Origin of the sequence: Marinomonas spartinae, from assembly GCF_900089775.1 — a bacterium.
In the GTDB taxonomy this organism is placed as follows: domain Bacteria; phylum Pseudomonadota; class Gammaproteobacteria; order Pseudomonadales; family Marinomonadaceae; genus Marinomonas; species Marinomonas spartinae.
In genome coordinates, this window is the sequence record NZ_FLOB01000001.1 from 92,814 (window position 1) to 112,081 (window position 19,268).

The following is a 19,268-nucleotide window of genomic DNA, read 5'->3' on the forward strand; positions in this document are numbered from 1 at the left end:
AACTCTAATAGCTCTTGCCACTATTCAGCTTGGCCTAGAAGGTCACCATTGATTCGATCCGGCATTTCCTTTAGCGTCTCACAAGCTTGCGATACTCAACACCTTCCCTGTGGGCAAAGTAGAACCATATAATTTACGACCTCTGACCTTCCAAGAATTTATTTACCCATCAGTCGAGCAAGCACTGATCAAAGCGTTTGATAGTCAAGCAAGCACACCGGAAGAACACACTAAATTGATGGATAAACTAACAGATTACTTTTCTACCGCTGGTATGCCGAAAGCCGTTTCAGCTTGGTACCGGTTTAAAGGTCCAAGCATTTTATAACGTGTTGAAAAAGTCACTAAGACTCATGCTGATTTAGTTGAAGGTTATCGCTGGGGTTTTGGCAACCGATGAAGGCGATCCCCCCTATAAAAGTCAAAAGAGGCAAACGTACAAGAGCAAAATCGCAGGCATCCTACGTTGAAAACGTGCTTACCAAATAAAACCTTAAAGTTAACTGGCACACAAGTCTCATCAGCATTAGAGCAAACCCATCTCATGATACCTTTGTATTTCACGCAGTATTTACCACAGCGATGGTAAATAGCGTTGACTAGAGTCCCGAGGTCTACTATTCGACACACAGGTTTATCATGAGTGGATTCCATAGTATCCATACTGAGCTTTCTTCTATGTATTTGGATACTATGGTGTCCATTCAGAGTAAGACGGTCTTCTGCTGACGAATACCTATCGCATAGAACAAGCGAAAAATTGGCCAAGCTATGTTGTCAGAAATCATGCTCGATAAAGCCTTTTAAAACCGCTATTTTTTTAACCTAACAGCTGCGTATAAATGGCACTGTTTTTCCGTAGTCATAGCCAAGAAGCACCACTAAGATTTAGTAAAAGCCATAGGCAAGTGGTGGGCAGATTGGTGGGCAAACAGGCATTTTTGAACGGCTTCTTTTCGATAACTTATTGAGTTTGTTGGGGTCTAGGCCGCTGCTCAATGAGCAGATTCGAATATTGAGTAATTTTTACACATTGCAAGATAGAACCATGACTCGCTCTTTTGTTAGTATGCGTTAGCCCTATATGCTAAAAGAATGTATTCATATCTAAGGATGGATAGCTCTCTTTGTGACTTAATCAGCCCCTCCTTATATACCTATACGCTTTAGCAATATCTTAAAAAGATTAATAAAGGAAGCAAAGCTATGGTCAGCTTTTTTGGTTTAAAGCGTTATGACGTGGAATTGTCGCCCCCAGTAAAAGGCAGAATTACAGATAACGGTGAGCCAGTCGTTGGAGCTGAAGTCGTACGCGAGCTTTTCTACGCTGGTTACGATAAAAAGAATGCTCTATTTGACTCTTCAACTACCAATGATAATGGCGAATTTGAGTTTGATGAAAAAATCATTAAATCTCGTGCCCCGGGAGATATCTTTGGTCAAAATAGTATGGTTTTTCAAGATATATATATTGAAAAAAAAACAGAGAAATTAAGCGATGAAGATAAGTATTATTGGCTCTGGTGCACAAGAAAAAGTTGGCCTTCAGAAGATCAATTAAATAAATTAATGCTTCACCTAGAGGCAGACCTTCAGAATAAAGAAATACAACATGAAGTTGATCTTTCTAAAAATGGTGGTAGATCTGATCAACCAATTATTAGTCTTTGTTACTTTAAAGATGAATCAATAAAGTCTTATTATAAAAGTAAAGTTGTAGAAAATTATAATGAATTGAAATAAATGTTTAAAGGATTAAATATGAATACCCTAACCCCTCGGATAGCATCAAGAATTGCTCAACTTTCCTATACTGTAGAAAGATCCCCTAAAACATTAATATTACCTGAAATCATAAAAAAACACTTTAGCTTCAATATTAACAATATTAAAAAAGGAAGCTCTGGTGGCTTTTTTTGGAGACAAGAAACTGGTTTTGCCTTAATAGGAAAAGGCCATAGTGAACTATATAATAATGATCATGTTATCGCGATTAGAGGAACCAATACAAAAGCGGATGCCATCACCGATATAACCTGCCATTGTAAAAATAGTGACTCTGGCATGCCAGTTCATAAAGGCTTTCAATCTACTTTTGCTTCTCTTAGGGAGGGCATCGCTAGTTATATGAAAGAACCAGAGGTTCTAAATGGTAATGGGGCCATCCATTGTGTTGGCCATAGCCTTGGCGGTGCAGTCGCCACACTGGTTGCAGATTGGATTAAAGCAACCTATGACAAAACCGTTTACCTATATACTTTTGGCAGCCCTCGCGTTGGCAAAAAAGGCTTTGCAGAAGTTAGTGGCGGACGTATAGATCAAATATTTCGCTGTGTGCATGCGTCCGACCCTGTTACTAAAGTTCCTGTTTGGCCCTTTGTACATACACCTAATAGCGGACAAGAATATACAGCATTAAGAGCAGTGAACATTAGTCCAGCAACACACTCAATGGCAACGGCCCCTGGATATATTAATACAGCAGATCATAGTAGTTGGAGCGATATCTTCAGCCAGAAAGGCATGTCGGTTTATCAGCGTGTTAGGCTCAACTATGAAGACCGTCTAAATGCCTACTATTCCACTCACTGGGCCGATAAAATCACTGCCGCACTACTAACGCTATTGCATGATGGTGGCTTCACTGCCTTAGTGAGCTCCTTACAAACCGGGGCCGCCGCCATCGGTACCGTATATGACTTAATGGCACAGGCAGTAGTAAAAATCGCTTCCATGGTGGGCTTTGAAGAGCAAGTCAGAGGATTATTAGCACATATGATCGTCTTCTCAGGGCTCGCTGTTGGCATACCAACCAAGCTTACTTATTCTTTTATAAAATGGGTATTTGAAAATACCATCGCTAGACTACTTAAAGCAGCTAAAATTGCATTGCAATCAATTGCTTAATCTATCCAGTCCCTTCAAGCCATCGTGGTAACACTCAAGACCTACATGGCTTGAAGAGACACCTTTCGATTCGCTGTTGAACTCTGTTCCAAGTGATTTCCCCTACCCACCAAATCAATTCTTAGCACAGTGGCCTAATGTGCTGCACTGTTCAAGGTACGCAAAACGGTCAAACAACGCTTCCAAAACACGCCATATTCCAGTATAAATTGACAATATTAAAAATATATTGCAATGATATAGCGCCATAAATAAAAGACTTTCTCAAATAATAAAAGTAATGCTTTAAATATGCATTTTCGTCTTTACCAAATAAAAATCTGTTAAGCGCTTTCCCTTTATAACCGTCATGTAGTTGAGGGGTCAGAAGAGACCACCTCGTTATGTGCATAATGGGCCTTTTCGGCTTTAACACTATTCGCTTAAGGATATCGCCATGTTTTGGAACACATCCCGCAAGAAACATCAGGACATGAACAATGAGCTTGAGTTATTAAAAGAGCGCAATGAGGCGTTAAACCAAGCATTACGAGAAAAAGATCAACAGATAGCAGAGTTGTCAGCACAAGTCTCGCCATCCAATGCATCGATTTCAAAAGACATTTTAGCGGGACAAGTGACGTCTTCAGCGGATCAATTAACCATGCTAGGGCAACGGGTTCAGCTGATTTCAGAGGAGCTTTTTGAACCCATGAGTGAGTGCGCAGGCACCAGCGATGAGCTTGAGCACAGCTGTACTCAGTTATCAGGATTGAATGCTTCCATTGTTGAGATCTCCAGTAAAGCGACTAATAGCCTAGAATCCGTAAAAGAGCTGAAATCACTGGCTGTCGAAATCAATAACTTTGCCAGCATTATCAATAAAATATCCGAGCAAACGAATTTATTGGCACTCAATGCGGCCATTGAAGCGGCTCGCGCCGGTGAATCCGGACGAGGCTTTGCCGTCGTTGCCGACGAGGTCAGGGAGTTAGCCAAACGTTCCAGAGAATCCAGCGAAGAAATTAGTGAGCTGGTACAACGCATTCAAGTCAGCACCGAAGAAGTAGAAGAAAGTATCGACGACTTAAGCAAACGTACCGAAATGCTGCACAACACCTCTTCTAACGTGGCGCGCTCTTTTGAGCAGTCTACCGAGCAAACCAGCAACATTATCCATTCTGCCTACAAAGCCATGGCCTACGGCCATCTCTCATCCGGCCTATTAGAAATGCTACAACTACAGCACCGATGGTTGGCAATGTACCTCAACGATCAAACGCCCTCCCCGGACGAATTCGATCCCCGTACGAGCCAGTTCGGCCAGTGGTATTTCGACGGCGAGGATAATGAGTACGACTTCCGAAACAACCACCACTTCAAACAAACAGAACACGACCTAATGGCGCTCTTTCAGCAGGGCCAATCCCTGTTTGAAGGCGCCTTTCAGCAGCAAGTAAACGATACGAATCACCAAGTCTACTTAGATAAAATCCATACCATGGACTCAAATATTAACAATATTCTCAAAGACTTAGACGCAGTGACCCAATACTTGTTTCAAAAAGTTGAAAGGCATTAACCTTTAAAACGGTGTCCCAAAAGCGAGCAAGCCCAGTTGTTTCGTGACAGACTTTTTCCCTTAAATGAGGGAATGACGCACTGACACAAGGTCATTCCCTCCCCCACCGATCTATCCGATATTGTCTTGGTGATTTGCCCAGTGCTTTTTTAAAGAAGGTAATGAAGGCGCTGACGGAGTCGTAGCCAAGTTCTTCGGAAAGGGTTTGGATGGGCATGTTGGTAGCGAGTTTTTGTAAGGCGAGGACAATATGGAGTTGGCTGCGCCATTGGCCGAAGGTGAGTTGTACGTGGCGTTTGATCATGCGCGCTAAGGTGCGTTCGCTCATGGCAAAGTCACTGGCCCATTCGCCTAGGGTGCGTTTTTCACTGGGTCTGGCAATAAGCTCTAGGGCGAGTCGGTTAAGGATCGGTTCGTCGGGGATGGGAAAATCAAATTCTTCTCGCTCTAGTTGGATCAGTTGATCGAGTAAGACGTCGATCAGTCGGTCGGTGGCGGGATTCGTTTTATCATCATCTTGTTGTCTATACAGGTGCAATATCAGCTCACGAACCAGAGGCGTCACCGTCAGGGTGCAGGCGACCCCAGGTAAGGCTAAATCGGTGCTATCGACATAGAGCATACAGACGTCAGCATGGGGGGAAATCTGATTACGATGCATCACATTGCTGGGAATCCAGACCGCACAGCGGGGCGGTACGAGCCACATTTTGTCTTCTATAAAGCTGGTGACAACCCCCGTTAAAGGTAGGACTAGCTGCGCTTTTTGGTGCTGGTGCCAAGGGGTTTCTTCGCGATGGGGCACAGATTGGGAGCGCAATACCAAAACACGATGAGGATAGTGATCGGCAAAGCTCAAATCGGTGAAGGATTCAAAAATGGTTTTGTCTGTATTTCGCAATTTATTGTCCAAACGTCTCAATTCTGCAAGCAGAGTAACCCATATAATAGCCAATCAACAATCTTTCCCTCTCTGCTTTTGAATAGACACATGAAACGATTACAACGCCTAGCCCAGCACGATGCGGCCTTTTTACTGTTATTTATTTTTTTGGTGGCATTAAACCTGCGCGGACCGGTGACGGGGTTACCACCTTTGTTAGACAAAATCAGTGCCGATCTGCATTTAAGTAGCTCCCAGTCTGGTTTGCTCACCAGCTTGCCATTGTTAGCGTTTGGCTTTTTTGCACCAGTGGCGTCTTGGTTGACCCGTCATTTTCGCATTGAGCGCATTTTGGCATCAGGTGTTGGTTTGATTGCCATTGGCATGATCATTCGTACCTTTGGGTCGATCAGTACTTTGTATATCGGCGCCCTATTTATTGGTGCAGGAATTGCCATCGGCAATGTGTTGTTACCGAGTTTGCTAAAACGCGAATTTCCTAATTACGTGGTTCAACTGACGGCGATCTACGTGTTGATGATGAGCATTGGCGGCTTTTTAATGTCGAGTCTTGCGGTGCCATTAAGTCTGTATGCGGAACAGTCCTCTTTTCACTTGCCGATGAGCGGCTGGTCGTTTGCGCTGGCCTGCCAAAGCTTGTTGATTCTATTGCCTTTAATCGTTTGGTTTAGCGGTAAAATTCCTTTGCATCAAGCCCCACAAACCAACCCAATGGACAGCGCAACATCCGTGTGGCGCTCAGTTACAGCCTGGCAAGTGGCCAGCTTTTTAGCGGTCAACTCGTTGTTGAATTACGTGGTTGTGGCATGGGTACCGACTATTTTAATGAGCCATGGTTATACCGATTCAACCGCTGGTTTGTATCAAGGCTACTTGCAGCTGGCAGGGGCCATGCCATCGCTGATTTTGGCGCCATTTATCCATCGTTTAGGAAGCCATAGACGATTATGCTTATTGGCCACGGGGCTAACGACCTTAAGTCTGGCCGGCTTGTTGTTCGCGCCCAACTGGTCTGGCCTGTGGTCGGTGTCTTTCGGGTTTGGTATCAGTATGGGCTTTATTCTAGGCTTGTCGTTTGTCAGTTTAAGAACCCACAGTCCCAAACAAGCCGCTGCGCTATCTGGTATGGCTCAGTTAATTGGCTATACACTGGCGGCCATTGGCCCTGTGCTGATTGGCGCGCTTTACGACTGGCAGCAAGCTTGGATCGCGCCTCTCTACGTCATGCTGATGATTGGCTTGATTTGGATGGGATTAGGCTGGATGGCAAGCCCCAAACACAATGGCTAGATTAGCAGTATTAGCCACGTCTATATTAGCGGTAGGTAAATATCAGTGATCAGTTCGTGTTCGGCAACATCCGCTAAGGAGTTCAAGAAGGCGAAAAAACAAGGGGCATCGCGAAGCTCTTCACCACTGTTTGGCAACCACGCCCCATAAAGGGTTCGAACACTGTCATCAAGGTTGTCCCGCGAGCCTAAGTGGCGCAATACCGCGCAGCGCCCACCCGGAAGAACTTTTCTGACGATGCCTTCGTCGTTCTCAATAATCGGTTGCGTTACTTTAACGGCAAGGTCATAACGAAAATCTTCCGGGGCCACTTCTTTTGGGTCGTTGTACACTAGGCCAAACGAACGACCTTTTAATAACGGGGTGATGCCAATGTGTTTCAAACTGGCTTGAAAGGCAGAAGATGAGGCCACTATCTGGCCGAACGGCCCACGGTGCTCGTATGCCGCTACGGGGGTTTCGGTAAATTCGACGATATTCACCTGCGTGGATTGCTCCATCTGATTGTCAGTCACTGGACATTCTTGCCGCCAGTTGAGCCAATTCGGTTCTTGGCGAAACGCTCTCGGCGACTGGCCAAAGGTTTTTTTGAAGGCTCTGGAAAAGGATTCGGGATGATCAAATTGCGCGTCCATGGCAATGTCCACAATGCGCTTTTCAGGGCGAAATACCAACTCATAGGAGGCCCGTTTCAAACGCAATTGCTGGATGAATTTAAATACATTGATGCCCATGTATTCGGAGAATTGTCGATGGAAGTGATGTTTGGAAAAATGCGCGACCTCGCTTAATATCTCAACCGTTAATTCCTCATCAAGGTGCTGATAAATATACTGACAAACCGTCTGCATACGCTTTTCATAACGCGTCTTCGCATCCACTCCCTCACTCCTTCGATTGAACTTTGCCTACTATTATGGTGAAAAGTATGCCGTATTTTGATTCGACATACACAATCAAAATACTATCGCTCCTTTTTCGTAATTTTCACCTTAAATATGTAAGAAGCAAGATTTTAGCTACCATTAGCGGATTTTTATCTCGGCACTGTCCATTTATTGAGTGCTATAATCAGCGCTTATTTGTGTATTTTAGGATAGTCACCACAATGTATCAGAGTCGAATGCGACCATTATTGGTCACGCTAGCGATCCAAGTCATTTTTATCGCGTTGGTATTAATGGTAGGACGTTATTTTATGCTTCACTATTTTGCCGTTCCTGCTGAGTTGGCAAAACACAGTGAAGACGTTACCCGTATGTGGTCCATTGGGGTGCGCTACGATTTGCGCATTGGCGGTTTGTTCATGTCGCCTTTCTTGTTGGTTGGTTTCCTCTTCTGTGCGAATCGATTCACGTGGCGTGTGCTGAAAACGATCAGTCCCTATTTAATGGGGATCATTATGTTTCTTGTGGTGATGGTCACCATCAGTAACTTTTACTATTACCAGACCTACCATAATCATTTTGATATTTTCGCTTTCGGTATCGCCGATGATGATACACAAAACGTCTTACTAAGCATTTGGCAAGACTACCCTGTTATTCGTGCCGTGCTGTGCGGTTTGCTATTAGCTTTTATCTCTTTCCGTCTTGCCAAACACACCCTTCGGGATAAAGCACGACAACATTGGCACACGGGGTTTTTTATTATTTACCTGCTCATTGCCACCATCGTGCTTGCCATTGCGGCCCGTGGTAGTGTTGGCACCTTCCCTTTACGCCGTGGTAATGCTCAGGTGTCCCAGTTACTGATTCTGAATAAATTGTCGCCAAATGGTTTTATGGCACTGGATTGGGCCATTAATGATAAAAAGGCCGACGAATCCTTCGCGCCTGTCAGCCATGAACGAGGCAAAGCGTTAGAGGCACAATTAGGTATTAGCGGCCTGAACGCACGTACCCCTGTTAACCCTTGGCTAGCGCAACATAAGCCCAATGTGGTGATGACGGTGATGGAAAGCTTCGGTAGTAACATGCTGGACTTTGATAAGCCAGGAGTGAACGATTTACTCGGCCATCTGCGTCCACATTTTAAAGAAGATTTTGTTTTTAAACGCTTTTTATCCGAAGACAATGGCACAGCTCCCTCTTTGGCTGCCATGTTGTTCCACAGCCCATTTGAAAATATCAGCCACAGTTCGGAACAAAAAGTGAAGCTAAACGGCGTACCATTCGATGTGTACAAAAAAGCTGGCTATAAAACCATTTTTATTTCCCCTGGCAACATGGCGTGGCGTAATTTGGTGAACTACTTACCAAGACAAGGCGTCGATGAGGTGTATGATCAAAACACGCTTATGGAAATGTACCCACAATCAGCCTCAGAATTGGGAGCTTGGGGAGTGCCGGATGACTATGCCTTCCGTTTGGCAGAAAAATTACTCAGCGAAAGCAAAAAACCGTTGTTTATTACCATTTTGACCATTACCAACCATCCCCCTTATGAGACACCGAAACGCTATCATCCAGCGCCCTATGCCCTCACTCCTGAAGTGCTAAAACACTCGGCGGATACCAAGGCATCGCAAAAAAACATACTGGAAACCTACCAATTTGCAGCGGATGCCTTTGGTCAGTTTGTCAGCTCAGTAGAAGCATCGCCAGCGGGTGACCATACCATTATCGCCAGCACGGGAGATCACCAGATGCGACGTCTGAATGCCTTCTACCCACAAGAGCAAGTGCTTGATCGTGCGGTGCCATTCTATCTGCATGTCCCCAAGCCGATTCTTGCCCATACAAAGTGGACCTATGATCCAAATCGGGTGGGGTCTCATAAAGACATTTTCCCAACACTGTACAATCTCAGTTTATCGGATACGCCTTATCAAGCCATTGCCGGTCGTAATATGCTGGCACCAGTGGACGATCCAAGCCGTGCGTTTGGCTACAACGTCACCTTATGGATCGATAAAAATGGTGCCTACCCAATGAGTGGTAACCCTGCTTTTTATCCTTGAGCAACCGCCACAGGACTACGTACTAAAACCAAGAGTACGGTGCCTAGCGAGCAACAGCAGGAGCGCCAAAAGGCCTTGCCTGAATTGTTACGCTGGCAATTAAACTCGCAGGTTCGTGGGTTTACGGATAAATAACAACGGTCCGGCCAAGCACTAGAGAATGGTCCGAAGAAGACATTTAACCCCCCCCAACGACATATAAATCGCTGGGGGTTTTATATAACAGGGAAAAGCAAAAAGTGGTAAGCCCTGCATTCTTCAAACACAGAATATTATCAAATACAGTAAGCAGTTACCTTAATTGAAAGCGTGAAGACACTTCACTCAAGCTCACGCTGGCTTCTTTTAGATCTTCACCAAGCTGCTCGGAATCGTGTAGGCTTCGATGAAGATCCTGAGACACTTGATAGATTTCATTAATACTATGTGTTAGCTCTTTAGCGACATCCAATTGCTGCTCGGTAGCCGCTGCGATCATCTGGCTCATTCCATCAATGGTTGTCGAAGAGGCCATTACATGACCAATGCTTTCTTGACTACTACGGGCTTTTTCTAGCCCTGAGTGCATTTGAGTTTGGCTGACTTCCATTGCGCTTACGGCTTGCTCCGCATGGTCTTCAATCACTTCAATGGTCTTGTTGATCTCATCAATAGAATCTTGCGTTTTTTGCGCCAAAGAACGAATTTCGTTTGCCACAACGGCAAAACCTCGTCCAGCATCACCAGCTCTGGCGGCTTCGATGGCGGCATTCAGTGCCAGCAAGTTGGTTTGATCCGTGATGTTACGAATGACTTGAGAAATCATTTCAATTCCTGCGCTGTCTTTTTTCAACGCTTGGGTGACTTCAGACGCTTGCGAAATGGCATTAGACAGGGATTCGGTTTGGTTCAGAGACGCTTGAATAACCTCTTGGCTATTCGTGGCATGGTCTTTCACATCAGCAGCACTTTGCGCAGCAGTTACGGTGTGCTGAGCAACGTCAGCAAAGCTAGTCTGTAACTGAGACATAGCCGATGCGACGGAACTGATTTCACTTTTTTGCTGATCCAGACGTATTGTTGTGCTGGCCATCTTCTCCAGCATGGTTTGGCTGGCATACTGGACGGTCTGGGCATTCTGTTGTACACCTTCAGCAAGCCTATGAATACCTTGCTGCATTTGGTCAAATGAATGGGCAGCACGGCCTAATTCATCGTCAGCAAATTGTGTTAAGTTCAGACGAGTGCGCAAGTCACCGCTTTCAACTGTCTTCATTTGCTCAATCAACACACCCAAAGGCTTGTTCACTTTACGAGTCAGCAAGATACCAAACACCATCAGAAACAACAGCACGATGATTCCGACCATGGCTTCAATAAAGATGGCCTGCCCCATGGAGTGGGACTCATCTTCTTTCATTTTAAGACCCTGCGTTAATAACTGTTTTTGCAGATCACTGAGAGAGTCTACAATGGTATTAAACGGGTCGAGCATAGGCCCTAACATTTCCACCCGAGCTTTATCTATTTTCCCTTGGTCAATTAAAGCAAGGTAGTTATTTTGCATCCCTCGGTACGCATTAATGCGGGATTTCACCGTTTCCATAAAGGCTTTCATTTCAGGTGTGTCCGCTACCATGCTGAAACGATTCAGCGATGCGGCAACCTTATTGTCGTTTTCATCGATGGTTTTTTGAATGTCTTTATGTGCACTGGCGCTGGTTGTTAGCCCATAATCCAAGGCAAAACGCCGGTAGGTGACGGTATAAAAGCGCAAATCCGAGAGAACGGATTGTACTTGTAAGTTATGTGTAACCAGAGAGTTAAATTGATCGCGAACTGAACTGATCACGACAATAAGGTAAATGCCCAAGGCAAACACCATGGTAATGGCAACACCAAAGCCCCATTGCATGGCTCTGGCAATAGATATTCTTGATAACATAATCGCTTCCCCTCGCGATGTTTATAGTGGGAACGATTATCAACAAAATTATAGATTATGAAATGGAATTATAAAAATTGTATTTATAGTTTTTTTATATCATGCGTACAAATTGAAACAAGCGTCTAGGCCTCATCCCCATTCAATGCAAAAGTAAGCGTAAAGCAGGTTCCTTGGCCCTGCTCTGAGGAGACCTCAATACGCCCTTTCAATAAGCTATAAACCCATTGATGCACCAAATACAACCCCAGTCCAGTGTGCATACGCGAACGCCCGGTGGTCGCAAAAGGATTAAAAAGCGTGTCCTTCATTTCTGGGGCAATCCCTTTGCCATCATCTTGCACAATCAAAGTAAGATGCTCTGAATGACAACGCGCCTTGATAAGAATCATGCCAGTCATGCCTTCATCAAACCCATGACTTAACGCATTATCGATTAAGTTTTGTATCACTTGTGTTACTATTCCTGGATGACTTTGCAGACGAATATCCTGAGGGCAGTCCACCTCAACTTTTATATTAGGGTATTGCTTTAGACGCGGACGACAGGTCGACATAAAGTCGTTTAATACTTGATACAGTTGAAACGAAACACTGTCTTGTGCCGCTTGGTTTGATGTTAAGCGTTTAAAACTCGAGACAAGCTCAATGGCTCGTATCAGATTCTTTTCAGCGAGATGCAGTGAATGAATCATCGAACGGTAGTTTGACTTATCGAAATCGGCTTCGTCTCGCATCAGCAAGGCTTGTAAAGAAGACAATGCCATCTTGGTGCCACCTAATGGTGTATTCATTTCATGAGCTAAACCCGCCACCATCATGCCTAAAGAGGCAAGCCGACTGTTCTCGACCAACTCATCTTGTAATAGAACCAAACGTTGATTGGCTGTGTTAAGCTCTTTGTTGGTATTTTTCAAATGGACTTTTTCACTTTCCAAGTCCAAAAGCAGTGCTTGGCGTTTGTAATAGGCTTCTATTTGCCACCATGCTAGACCCGCAAAAAGCACAAAGAATAAAAGACTAATCACAACAGTATAGGCGAGCAGAGAATAACGCGTTGCCAACAAGTTTTGTGGCCAAGAACGGGCGATGAAATACAAGTAGCTGGACTCTTGGCTCTGTGACAATGTTCCCCCGTCTATTAGAACCTTCATGCCACTCCAAACCTGTTCTGCATAGATGAAACTGGCAAAAAAATCGTCCATCAACAAGGTCTTCCAGGCTTCAGGGTATCTGGATGACAGGCTTTTTTCTGATGACAACGAACTCAGCGTCTGAGCCCATTCAAGTTCCTTATCTTGGCTAATTAGCCACTCACCCGTTGGGCTCACCACATCCAAAAAGACACGGTTATTGGCCAATGCTCGCAAGCTTTCAAATAAACTGCGTAAGTGGTAATTCACCACCAACATCCCATTATATTGCGGTTGCAGCATAATCACGGCCCTAACGGTTGGCTCAATGGGTGTGACAATCTCGCCATTTTCCATATTAAGATCGATGGGCGAAATATAAACACGGTTTCCTGTCGCCCTCTTGGCCTGTCGGAAATAGTACCGATTCGCTTTACTCTGTAGGTGCTCTTCTTTTACTACCGTACCCCCTTCATTCATCCGGTTCACTCGGATACGCTCCTGTCCATCCAGACTCAGCCAGCGCACCTGGGAAACCAGAGGAGAAATACTCGCAAACTGAGAAAAAGTATCGATCACCGACTGACGCCAGAGCGGCGTATTACTTGGATCAATCGATGACAAGTTGCCTTCTATATTGCTGCGTAGAAACAAGGTAACATTTTTTATATGCCCTAATTCACGATGGAACAGACTACTGCCCCGAGACAAAATTTCTGTCTCGTCCAGACGAATCTGGCTAATATATTGAGCCTTTAATAGTTCATAGTTACGCCATGCAATTACGATAATAATGAATAGGATAAAAGCCCAACTGCTTAGCAAATAATGCTTTTTTTTCGTTTGCCACCTCATTTACTGTTGTGATGCCGTATAGTTTTTTGTCCAACTCACCACTTGTGAGACAGGCATAGGCGCACAAAACAAATACCCTTGTCCTTCATGACAACCTAATGCTTTTAACTTCTGGCACTGCTCTTGGGTTTCAATCCCTTCGGCGATGACGTTAAGCTCTAGAGAACTGCCCAATTCGACGATCATTTTAAGTATTTTGTAGTCTTTCTCGGAGTAATCCATATTCCAAACAAAGCTGTGATCCACTTTCAATGTGGAAACGGGTAAGGAAGACAGATAGGCTAGAGAGGAATAGCCAGTGCCAAAGTCATCCACATTAATGCGAATACCACAGCTTTTCAGGGACTCCAAACGAGGAAATAACGATATTTTTTCTTGAATAAGCTGGGTCTCAGTAATCTCTAATTCAATTAAGTTTGGCGGCACTTTTTCTTGCTTTAACAGCGCAATCAGCTGATCAAAATAATCCGTTCTTAACAATTCACTTCCTGCTACATTGACAGATATAGGCAAATGAATGGCATTTTTTTCTAAAAACAACACCGCTCGGCAAGACAACTGCATCACCCAATGATCCAGCTTGCCAATCAGACCACAGCTTTCTGCTAGGGGAATAAACTGATCTGGCGGAACAAAGTGCCCATCTTTATGTTTCCAGCGGGCCAATGCTTCAAAACCGACTAACTGTCCATCTTGCAAGGAGACTTTAGGTTGCAGAAAAACACTGATCTCGTTATCAAGAATAGCTTGTCGTAGGTCATTTAACAGGCCATAACGCTTGACCATGGATGACGCCAGCTTTTCGTTGAAGACTAAAAAATGACGGCCATTTTGTCGTGCGTGCTCTAAAGCACATTCTCCCGCATTAATCAGTTGCTCTGGGGTAAAATGGGGAAACTCTGATATTTTCACCAGCCCTGCGATCATATCGACAGAATGAAGGCTGTTTTTAAAGTTGAAACAGGCATGTACTACTGGGGTCAAAGACACTTCATCAAACATATGCTGACGCCGGATCAGAATGGCTAAAGTATCGCGTTCAGTAAGCGCAATATCCACTCCATTAGTAAAGTGCTCAAGCAGGTGTAGATACAGCATCCGCATGAGCTGATGACCAAACGCTAAACCAAATACGGTTTGCTTATGGGCGAAGTCTTCTACTTGCAACATCACAAGCTGCGAACTCTGTCTATCAGCTTCAGACATCCCACTCAGCTCTCGTGTCAGCCAGTTTTTGTTGTGCATACCGGAGGAGGCATCAAAGTAAGCTAACTCACTCAGTTTTCCATGTAGTGCAACATTACGAAAACCAACACCGATGTTTTCGCTCATCACTTTTAGTAATCTGGCCTCATTGGCCGCAAGCTGACGAGACAAAGTGACAATGACTATGTATTCATCATCTCCCAGCTCTTCATTGGCGAAATACAACACGCACTTATCCCCAAGAAACACATGAGAGTGGGTCTCAAATGCCTGCTTCATGCCCACCAATAATTGCTCATTTTGCGAAATATGACTTAAAGGCTGGTGCAGAAAGCGTTCAAATTCACCACAGGCAGCAATCACTAGAGCAAGATGAAGGGGATCGTTATTCTTCTCGTTAGAGCCTCCCACGGCACAGCCTTGATAGCAGGGAAATAACTGGGTAATTTCTTTGAGTACAGACTGAATGTAGGGAATCATATCCTGTCGTTTGGCTAAGCGCTGCGTCGATTCCACCAAAAACTGCAGCCCTTGGTGTGCTTCACTCATGGTATTAAGATGGTGCCAAGTGCGTAAATTACTTAATATAATGGTCTGTAGGTGATCATGAGTAAGTTCAGATTTACTCCAACAGTCATCAATATCATACTCATCCATGATATCTTTAACGGGAGCCATGCCGGGTTGGCCCGTTAGCAACACGACTCTGACTAAATGATTCCCCAGTTCTTGACGAATGGTGTTCACCAAACACAAACCCGCAGTGTCTGTTTCCATCACCACATCCAGAAGAATCACACTAATATCTGGGTGCATTGATAACAATTTCGCAGCACTGCTTGCCGAGTTGGCAGTCAGTAGCTGAATTTCCTTACCATTGAACTTTAATGATGACATAGGAGTCAGCAACGTTGCTTGATAATCCAAGTCGTCCTCTACGGATAACACCTTGTAATAAGGCAATGTTTCACTGAAAGTAGAGGTGAGTTCATCATGTAAGGCACTCATTAAACAGTCCTTGTTCAAGACACAAAAAATAGTGGCATTAGAAAAAGCATAGACGGCAAATGATGATTATCCAACGTAGAGTGCTCAATTTTTAAACAAAAATCCCACTCTAACGCTTATTAAAAAGGCAAAATACCTTTCTAATAAGTGCTGTGATAACAAAAAAATTATGGATAAATCTTACACAATGATCTTGCGAAGAAGCTTCTATGGTATAGTACTTCGAATTAGGTAGGGACGAGTTATGAGACGTGGTATGGCTCTAGCAGAGTCCTAATGACAGACATTCCTGTAAACACTCTGGTCTTTTAACAAACAGCCTATTCGAACTTTCCTTAGCCAATTAATTCCTTAACCCATTTAAAACGAAAAAAAGAGTTTCTATTACCTCCTATGGAACAACATACTGGAAATTTATTTATCTTGTCAGCTCCCTCTGGGGCCGGAAAATCCTCTTTATACAAAGCCTTATTAAAGGCAGACGATAAGGTGCGTATTTCGGTTTCACATACAACCCGAGCACCTCGTACAGGAGAAGAGCATGGCCGCGAATATTACTTTACCAGTGTAGAAGAATTTAACGCCATGATTGATCAGGATGTATTTTTTGAACACGCTCAAGTCTTTGATAATTTTTATGGCACATCAAAACACGCTATTTTTGATATGCTAAAACAAGGCTTGGATGTCATCTTGGAAATTGATTGGCAAGGTGCACGACAAGTTCGCAATTTGTATCCAAATGCCATAGGCTTGTTTATATTACCGCCGTCTTTAAACGCACTGGAAGAAAGGCTAAAAGGACGAGGAACTGATTCAGAAGAGGTCATTTCACGCCGCATGAGCAAAGCGGTCAATGAAATGTCTCACTATCAAGAGTACGACTTTGTCATCGTTAATGATGATTTCGATAGTGCTTTAGCAACCATGCAGGCTATTTTTGTGGCAATGCGCGCTAAAACCCGACTAATCGAACAAAAAAATGGCAATCTCATTAATGACCTCTTGTCATTATAAGAAGCCCTTAAGTAGAATGACATGTATATAACTAGATAACCGCACATTAGAGGTCAATATGGCTCGAGTTACCGTAGAAGATTGTTTAGAGAACGTTGATAATCGTTTTGAATTAGTGATGGTGGCATCCAAGCGTGCACGTCAGCTTGCCACTGGTGGTGAAGAAGCGAAAGTCGCCATTGAAGACGACAAAATGACCGTTGTTGCACTACGTGAGATAGCAGAAGATTTGATCAACGCGCATAACGTTGATAGTCAAAAGCAACCTATCCACGAGTTCTAGAATTTATGGTGTCGCTCATACCACTGCTGTCGTGCTTATTATTTGCTGTTGTGAGGTGAGCGATGTATACCGTTGAAGAATTAGCGCTGACCCTAAGTCAGTATTTACCCTACGAGCAAGTAGCTCAGGTAAAACGCGCCTACTATTACGCAGAACAGGCCCACGATGGTCAGTGGCGTAAAAGCGGTGAGCCTTATGTCACTCATCCTCTTGCTGTTGCGCAGATCCTTGCCGATCTTCGCATGGATTGTGACGGTTTGACGGCGGCCCTGCTGCATGACGTGATCGAAGATACAGGCATTAGCCGCGAAGCTTTAACAGAGCAATTTGGTGGCGGGGTCGCCAGCCTCGTTGATGGTGTCAGTAAGTTAACCCACCTAGAATTTAACAGCCAAATCGAAAAGCAAGCGCATAACTTCCAAAAAATGGCTATGGCCATGGCGGATGATATTCGTGTCATTCTTGTGAAACTGGCAGACCGGCTCCACAATATGCGCACGCTGAATTCTATGCCAGCCCACAAAAAGCGTCGCATCGCCCGTGAAACGCTGGACATATATGCTCCTATTGCCAATCGACTTGGTATGTACAACGTACGCGTTGCCTTAGAATCGCTTGCGTTCCAAGCCTACTATCCTATGCGGGCGCGCATGTTGCAGCGCGCCATTCATAAGAAATACGGCCAGCGTACTAAAGACACCGAAAAGCTTGAAGACTTTATTCGGGCTGAACTGGCAGCGGATTACATCGAAGCAACCATCAGTGTCCGCGAAAAACACATCTATAGCATCTACCAGAAAATGGATAAAAAGCACCGTTCTTTAGGTGAGATCATGGATGTTTTAGGGGTTCGTGTTGTCACGGATCGCCACGACAGTTGTTACCGCATTTTAGGCGTGATTCATTCTCTTTTTAAGCCGATTGAAGGACGCTTTAAAGATTACATTGCCGTTCCAAAATCCAATGGCTATCAATCTTTGCATACCACAGTATTAGGTACCAATGGTTTGCCAATGGAAGTACAAATACGAACCGAGGAGATGGACTTAGTTGCCAATAATGGTATCGCCGCTCACTGGGCGTATAAGTTCAGCGGCAACTCAGCGATCCCTAGCAATCATGATCGTGCAACCAAATGGGTAAAAAGCCTACTGGAAATCCAGCAAAAAGCGGGCAACGCCATCGAGTTTGTTGATAACGTAAAAAGTGATCTCTTCCCAGATGAGGTCTATATTTTTACGCCAAACGGTAAAATCATCGAGCTGCCTTCTGGCGCCACGCCTGTCGACTTTGCCTATGGTGTTCACACTGAAATCGGTAACTCCTGTATTTCCTGTCGCATTAATCGCCGCTTAGCTCCGCTTAGTACACAGTTAGAAAGTGGCCAAACAGTAGAAATTATTACCGCCAAAAATGCCCAACCGAATGTGGCTTGGTTAAGCTTCGCCATTACGGGAAAAGCGCGCACCAATATTCGTCATTATTTGAAAGGTAAACAACGCGAAAATGCCATTTCCATCGGCTACCGTTTGTTAACACGCTCTCTCAATGCCTTTAAAACGAACATTGAAGACTTGACCAAAGAACAAGTAGATCAAGTGTTAAATAACTACCAACTCGCCTCCATGGATGACTTATTGGAGTCGATAGGTAAAGGCCGACACGTTGGCTACTTAGTGGCTCGACAACTATTCCCAAACTATGATGAAAACACCTTAGTCACACCAAAATCCTTTAAGGTGAACGGCTCCGAAGGCATGCTGATTTCCTATGCGAAATGCTGTTCGCCTATTCCTGGTGATCCTATCGTCGGCTATGTTCAGGTGGATAAAGGCATTATTATTCACCATTTAAACTGCCCCAATATTCAGGATCACCTATCGAGTCCAGAACGTTTCATCCGCATGGCATGGAGTAAGGATATTGAAGAAGAGCTGAATATCAGCCTCATTGTCAGTTATGTTAACGAACGTGGTGCGGTCGCCAAGATCGCCAGCTCGATCACAGATACGGACTACCAGGTCTCTAACTTAGATATTATTGAACGGGGCCGAATCAGTCGACTACGATTAAATATTACTATTTCAAGTCGTGTCGGCTTGGCCGATGTCATGCGCCGTATAAAAGCCGTGCGTTGTGTCGAAAAAGTCTCTAGAGAAACCATCGTTGGTCGTTGAATAATAAGGTGAGACGTCTATTTCTCTCACTCTTTATTCAA

Annotated in this window: 14 protein-coding genes; 9 read left to right on the forward strand and 5 right to left on the reverse strand. The window is 44.3% G+C overall.

Going from position 1 to position 19,268, the window contains the following annotated elements:
- The first annotated feature begins 109 nt into the window (after positions 1–109).
- From MSP8886_RS22765 to MSP8886_RS00435, 4 genes are all read left to right on the forward strand, one after another.
- Positions 110–328: a hypothetical protein gene (locus MSP8886_RS22765; protein ID WP_067011600.1), complete on the forward strand. Its 219-nt coding sequence runs from the start codon at positions 110–112 to the stop codon at positions 326–328.
- Between the two features lie 878 nt (positions 329–1,206).
- Positions 1,207–1,743 (forward strand): DUF6795 domain-containing protein, encoded by a 537-nt coding sequence (locus MSP8886_RS00425; protein ID WP_067011602.1) that lies wholly within the window; start codon positions 1,207–1,209, stop codon positions 1,741–1,743.
- An 18-nt stretch (positions 1,744–1,761) separates the two neighbouring features.
- Entirely contained in the window at positions 1,762–2,907 is a 1,146-nt protein-coding gene (locus MSP8886_RS00430; protein ID WP_067012916.1) for a lipase family protein, read from the forward strand.
- Between the two features lie 436 nt (positions 2,908–3,343).
- Positions 3,344–4,468: a methyl-accepting chemotaxis protein gene (locus tag MSP8886_RS00435; protein WP_067011604.1), complete on the forward strand. Its 1,125-nt coding sequence runs from the start codon at positions 3,344–3,346 to the stop codon at positions 4,466–4,468.
- A 91-nt stretch (positions 4,469–4,559) separates the two neighbouring features.
- On the opposite strand, the gene MSP8886_RS00440 is transcribed toward MSP8886_RS00435, so the two are convergent.
- Positions 4,560–5,423: an AraC family transcriptional regulator gene (locus tag MSP8886_RS00440; RefSeq protein WP_245658995.1), complete on the reverse strand. Its 864-nt coding sequence runs from the start codon at positions 5,421–5,423 to the stop codon at positions 4,560–4,562.
- Positions 5,424–5,459: 36 nt separating this feature from the next.
- On the opposite strand from MSP8886_RS00440, the gene MSP8886_RS00445 reads away from it, so the two are divergent.
- Positions 5,460–6,662 carry an MFS transporter gene (locus MSP8886_RS00445; protein ID WP_067011606.1) on the forward strand — a complete coding sequence of 401 codons (1,203 nt, stop codon included), beginning with the start codon at positions 5,460–5,462 and terminating at the stop codon, positions 6,660–6,662.
- Between the two features lie 20 nt (positions 6,663–6,682).
- Here MSP8886_RS00445 and MSP8886_RS00450 read toward each other — a convergent pair whose 3' ends face one another.
- Entirely contained in the window at positions 6,683–7,543 is an 861-nt protein-coding gene (locus tag MSP8886_RS00450) for an AraC family transcriptional regulator (RefSeq protein ID WP_245658996.1), read from the reverse strand.
- A 227-nt stretch (positions 7,544–7,770) separates the two neighbouring features.
- Here MSP8886_RS00450 and MSP8886_RS00455 point away from each other — a divergent pair, with 227 nt between their 5' ends.
- Positions 7,771–9,624 (forward strand): LTA synthase family protein, encoded by a 1,854-nt coding sequence (locus MSP8886_RS00455; protein WP_217491310.1) that lies wholly within the window; start codon positions 7,771–7,773, stop codon positions 9,622–9,624.
- 292 nt (positions 9,625–9,916) lie between these two features.
- Here MSP8886_RS00455 and MSP8886_RS00460 read toward each other — a convergent pair whose 3' ends face one another.
- The 3 genes from MSP8886_RS00460 to MSP8886_RS00470 form a co-directional block, all read right to left on the reverse strand.
- A complete protein-coding gene (locus tag MSP8886_RS00460) occupies positions 9,917–11,548 on the reverse strand; it encodes a methyl-accepting chemotaxis protein (RefSeq protein ID WP_067011608.1) in 1,632 nt (543 codons plus the stop codon).
- A 125-nt stretch (positions 11,549–11,673) separates the two neighbouring features.
- Positions 11,674–13,536: a sensor histidine kinase gene (locus tag MSP8886_RS00465; protein WP_067011610.1), complete on the reverse strand. Its 1,863-nt coding sequence runs from the start codon at positions 13,534–13,536 to the stop codon at positions 11,674–11,676.
- A complete protein-coding gene (locus MSP8886_RS00470) occupies positions 13,537–15,750 on the reverse strand; it encodes a bifunctional diguanylate cyclase/phosphodiesterase (RefSeq protein WP_067011613.1) in 2,214 nt (737 codons plus the stop codon).
- A gap of 393 nt (positions 15,751–16,143) precedes the next feature.
- On the opposite strand from MSP8886_RS00470, the gene gmk reads away from it, so the two are divergent.
- The 3 genes from gmk to MSP8886_RS00485 all read left to right on the forward strand — a co-directional run bounded on the left by gmk (position 16,144) and on the right by MSP8886_RS00485 (position 19,227).
- Positions 16,144–16,767, forward strand: coding sequence for a guanylate kinase (gmk, locus tag MSP8886_RS00475; protein ID WP_067011615.1), 624 nt, complete (start codon positions 16,144–16,146; stop codon positions 16,765–16,767).
- Positions 16,768–16,825: 58 nt separating this feature from the next.
- Positions 16,826–17,050: a DNA-directed RNA polymerase subunit omega gene (gene rpoZ, locus MSP8886_RS00480; protein WP_067011618.1), complete on the forward strand. Its 225-nt coding sequence runs from the start codon at positions 16,826–16,828 to the stop codon at positions 17,048–17,050.
- Positions 17,051–17,112: 62 nt separating this feature from the next.
- Positions 17,113–19,227, forward strand: coding sequence for a RelA/SpoT family protein (locus MSP8886_RS00485; protein WP_067011620.1), 2,115 nt, complete (start codon positions 17,113–17,115; stop codon positions 19,225–19,227).
- Positions 19,228–19,268: the final 41 nt, after the last annotated feature.

What these genes read in the sequence shown, in the direction of transcription:
- MSP8886_RS00425 (WP_067011602.1), top strand. Translation starts at nt 1,207, where the DNA reads ATGGTCAGCTTTTTTGGTTTAAAGCGTTATGACGTGGAATTGTCGCCC.
- MSP8886_RS00430 (WP_067012916.1), top strand. Translation starts at nt 1,762, where the DNA reads ATGAATACCCTAACCCCTCGGATAGCATCAAGAATTGCTCAACTTTCC.
- MSP8886_RS00435 (WP_067011604.1), top strand. Translation starts at nt 3,344, where the DNA reads ATGTTTTGGAACACATCCCGCAAGAAACATCAGGACATGAACAATGAG.
- MSP8886_RS00445 (WP_067011606.1), top strand. Translation starts at nt 5,460, where the DNA reads ATGAAACGATTACAACGCCTAGCCCAGCACGATGCGGCCTTTTTACTG.
- MSP8886_RS00455 (WP_217491310.1), top strand. Translation starts at nt 7,771, where the DNA reads ATGTATCAGAGTCGAATGCGACCATTATTGGTCACGCTAGCGATCCAA.
- MSP8886_RS00460 (WP_067011608.1), bottom strand. Translation starts at nt 11,548, where the DNA reads ATGTTATCAAGAATATCTATTGCCAGAGCCATGCAATGGGGCTTTGGT.
- MSP8886_RS00465 (WP_067011610.1), bottom strand. Translation starts at nt 13,536, where the DNA reads ATGAGGTGGCAAACGAAAAAAAAGCATTATTTGCTAAGCAGTTGGGCT.
- MSP8886_RS00470 (WP_067011613.1), bottom strand. Translation starts at nt 15,750, where the DNA reads ATGAGTGCCTTACATGATGAACTCACCTCTACTTTCAGTGAAACATTG.
- gmk (WP_067011615.1), top strand. Translation starts at nt 16,144, where the DNA reads ATGGAACAACATACTGGAAATTTATTTATCTTGTCAGCTCCCTCTGGG.
- rpoZ (WP_067011618.1), top strand. Translation starts at nt 16,826, where the DNA reads ATGGCTCGAGTTACCGTAGAAGATTGTTTAGAGAACGTTGATAATCGT.
- MSP8886_RS00485 (WP_067011620.1), top strand. Translation starts at nt 17,113, where the DNA reads ATGTATACCGTTGAAGAATTAGCGCTGACCCTAAGTCAGTATTTACCC.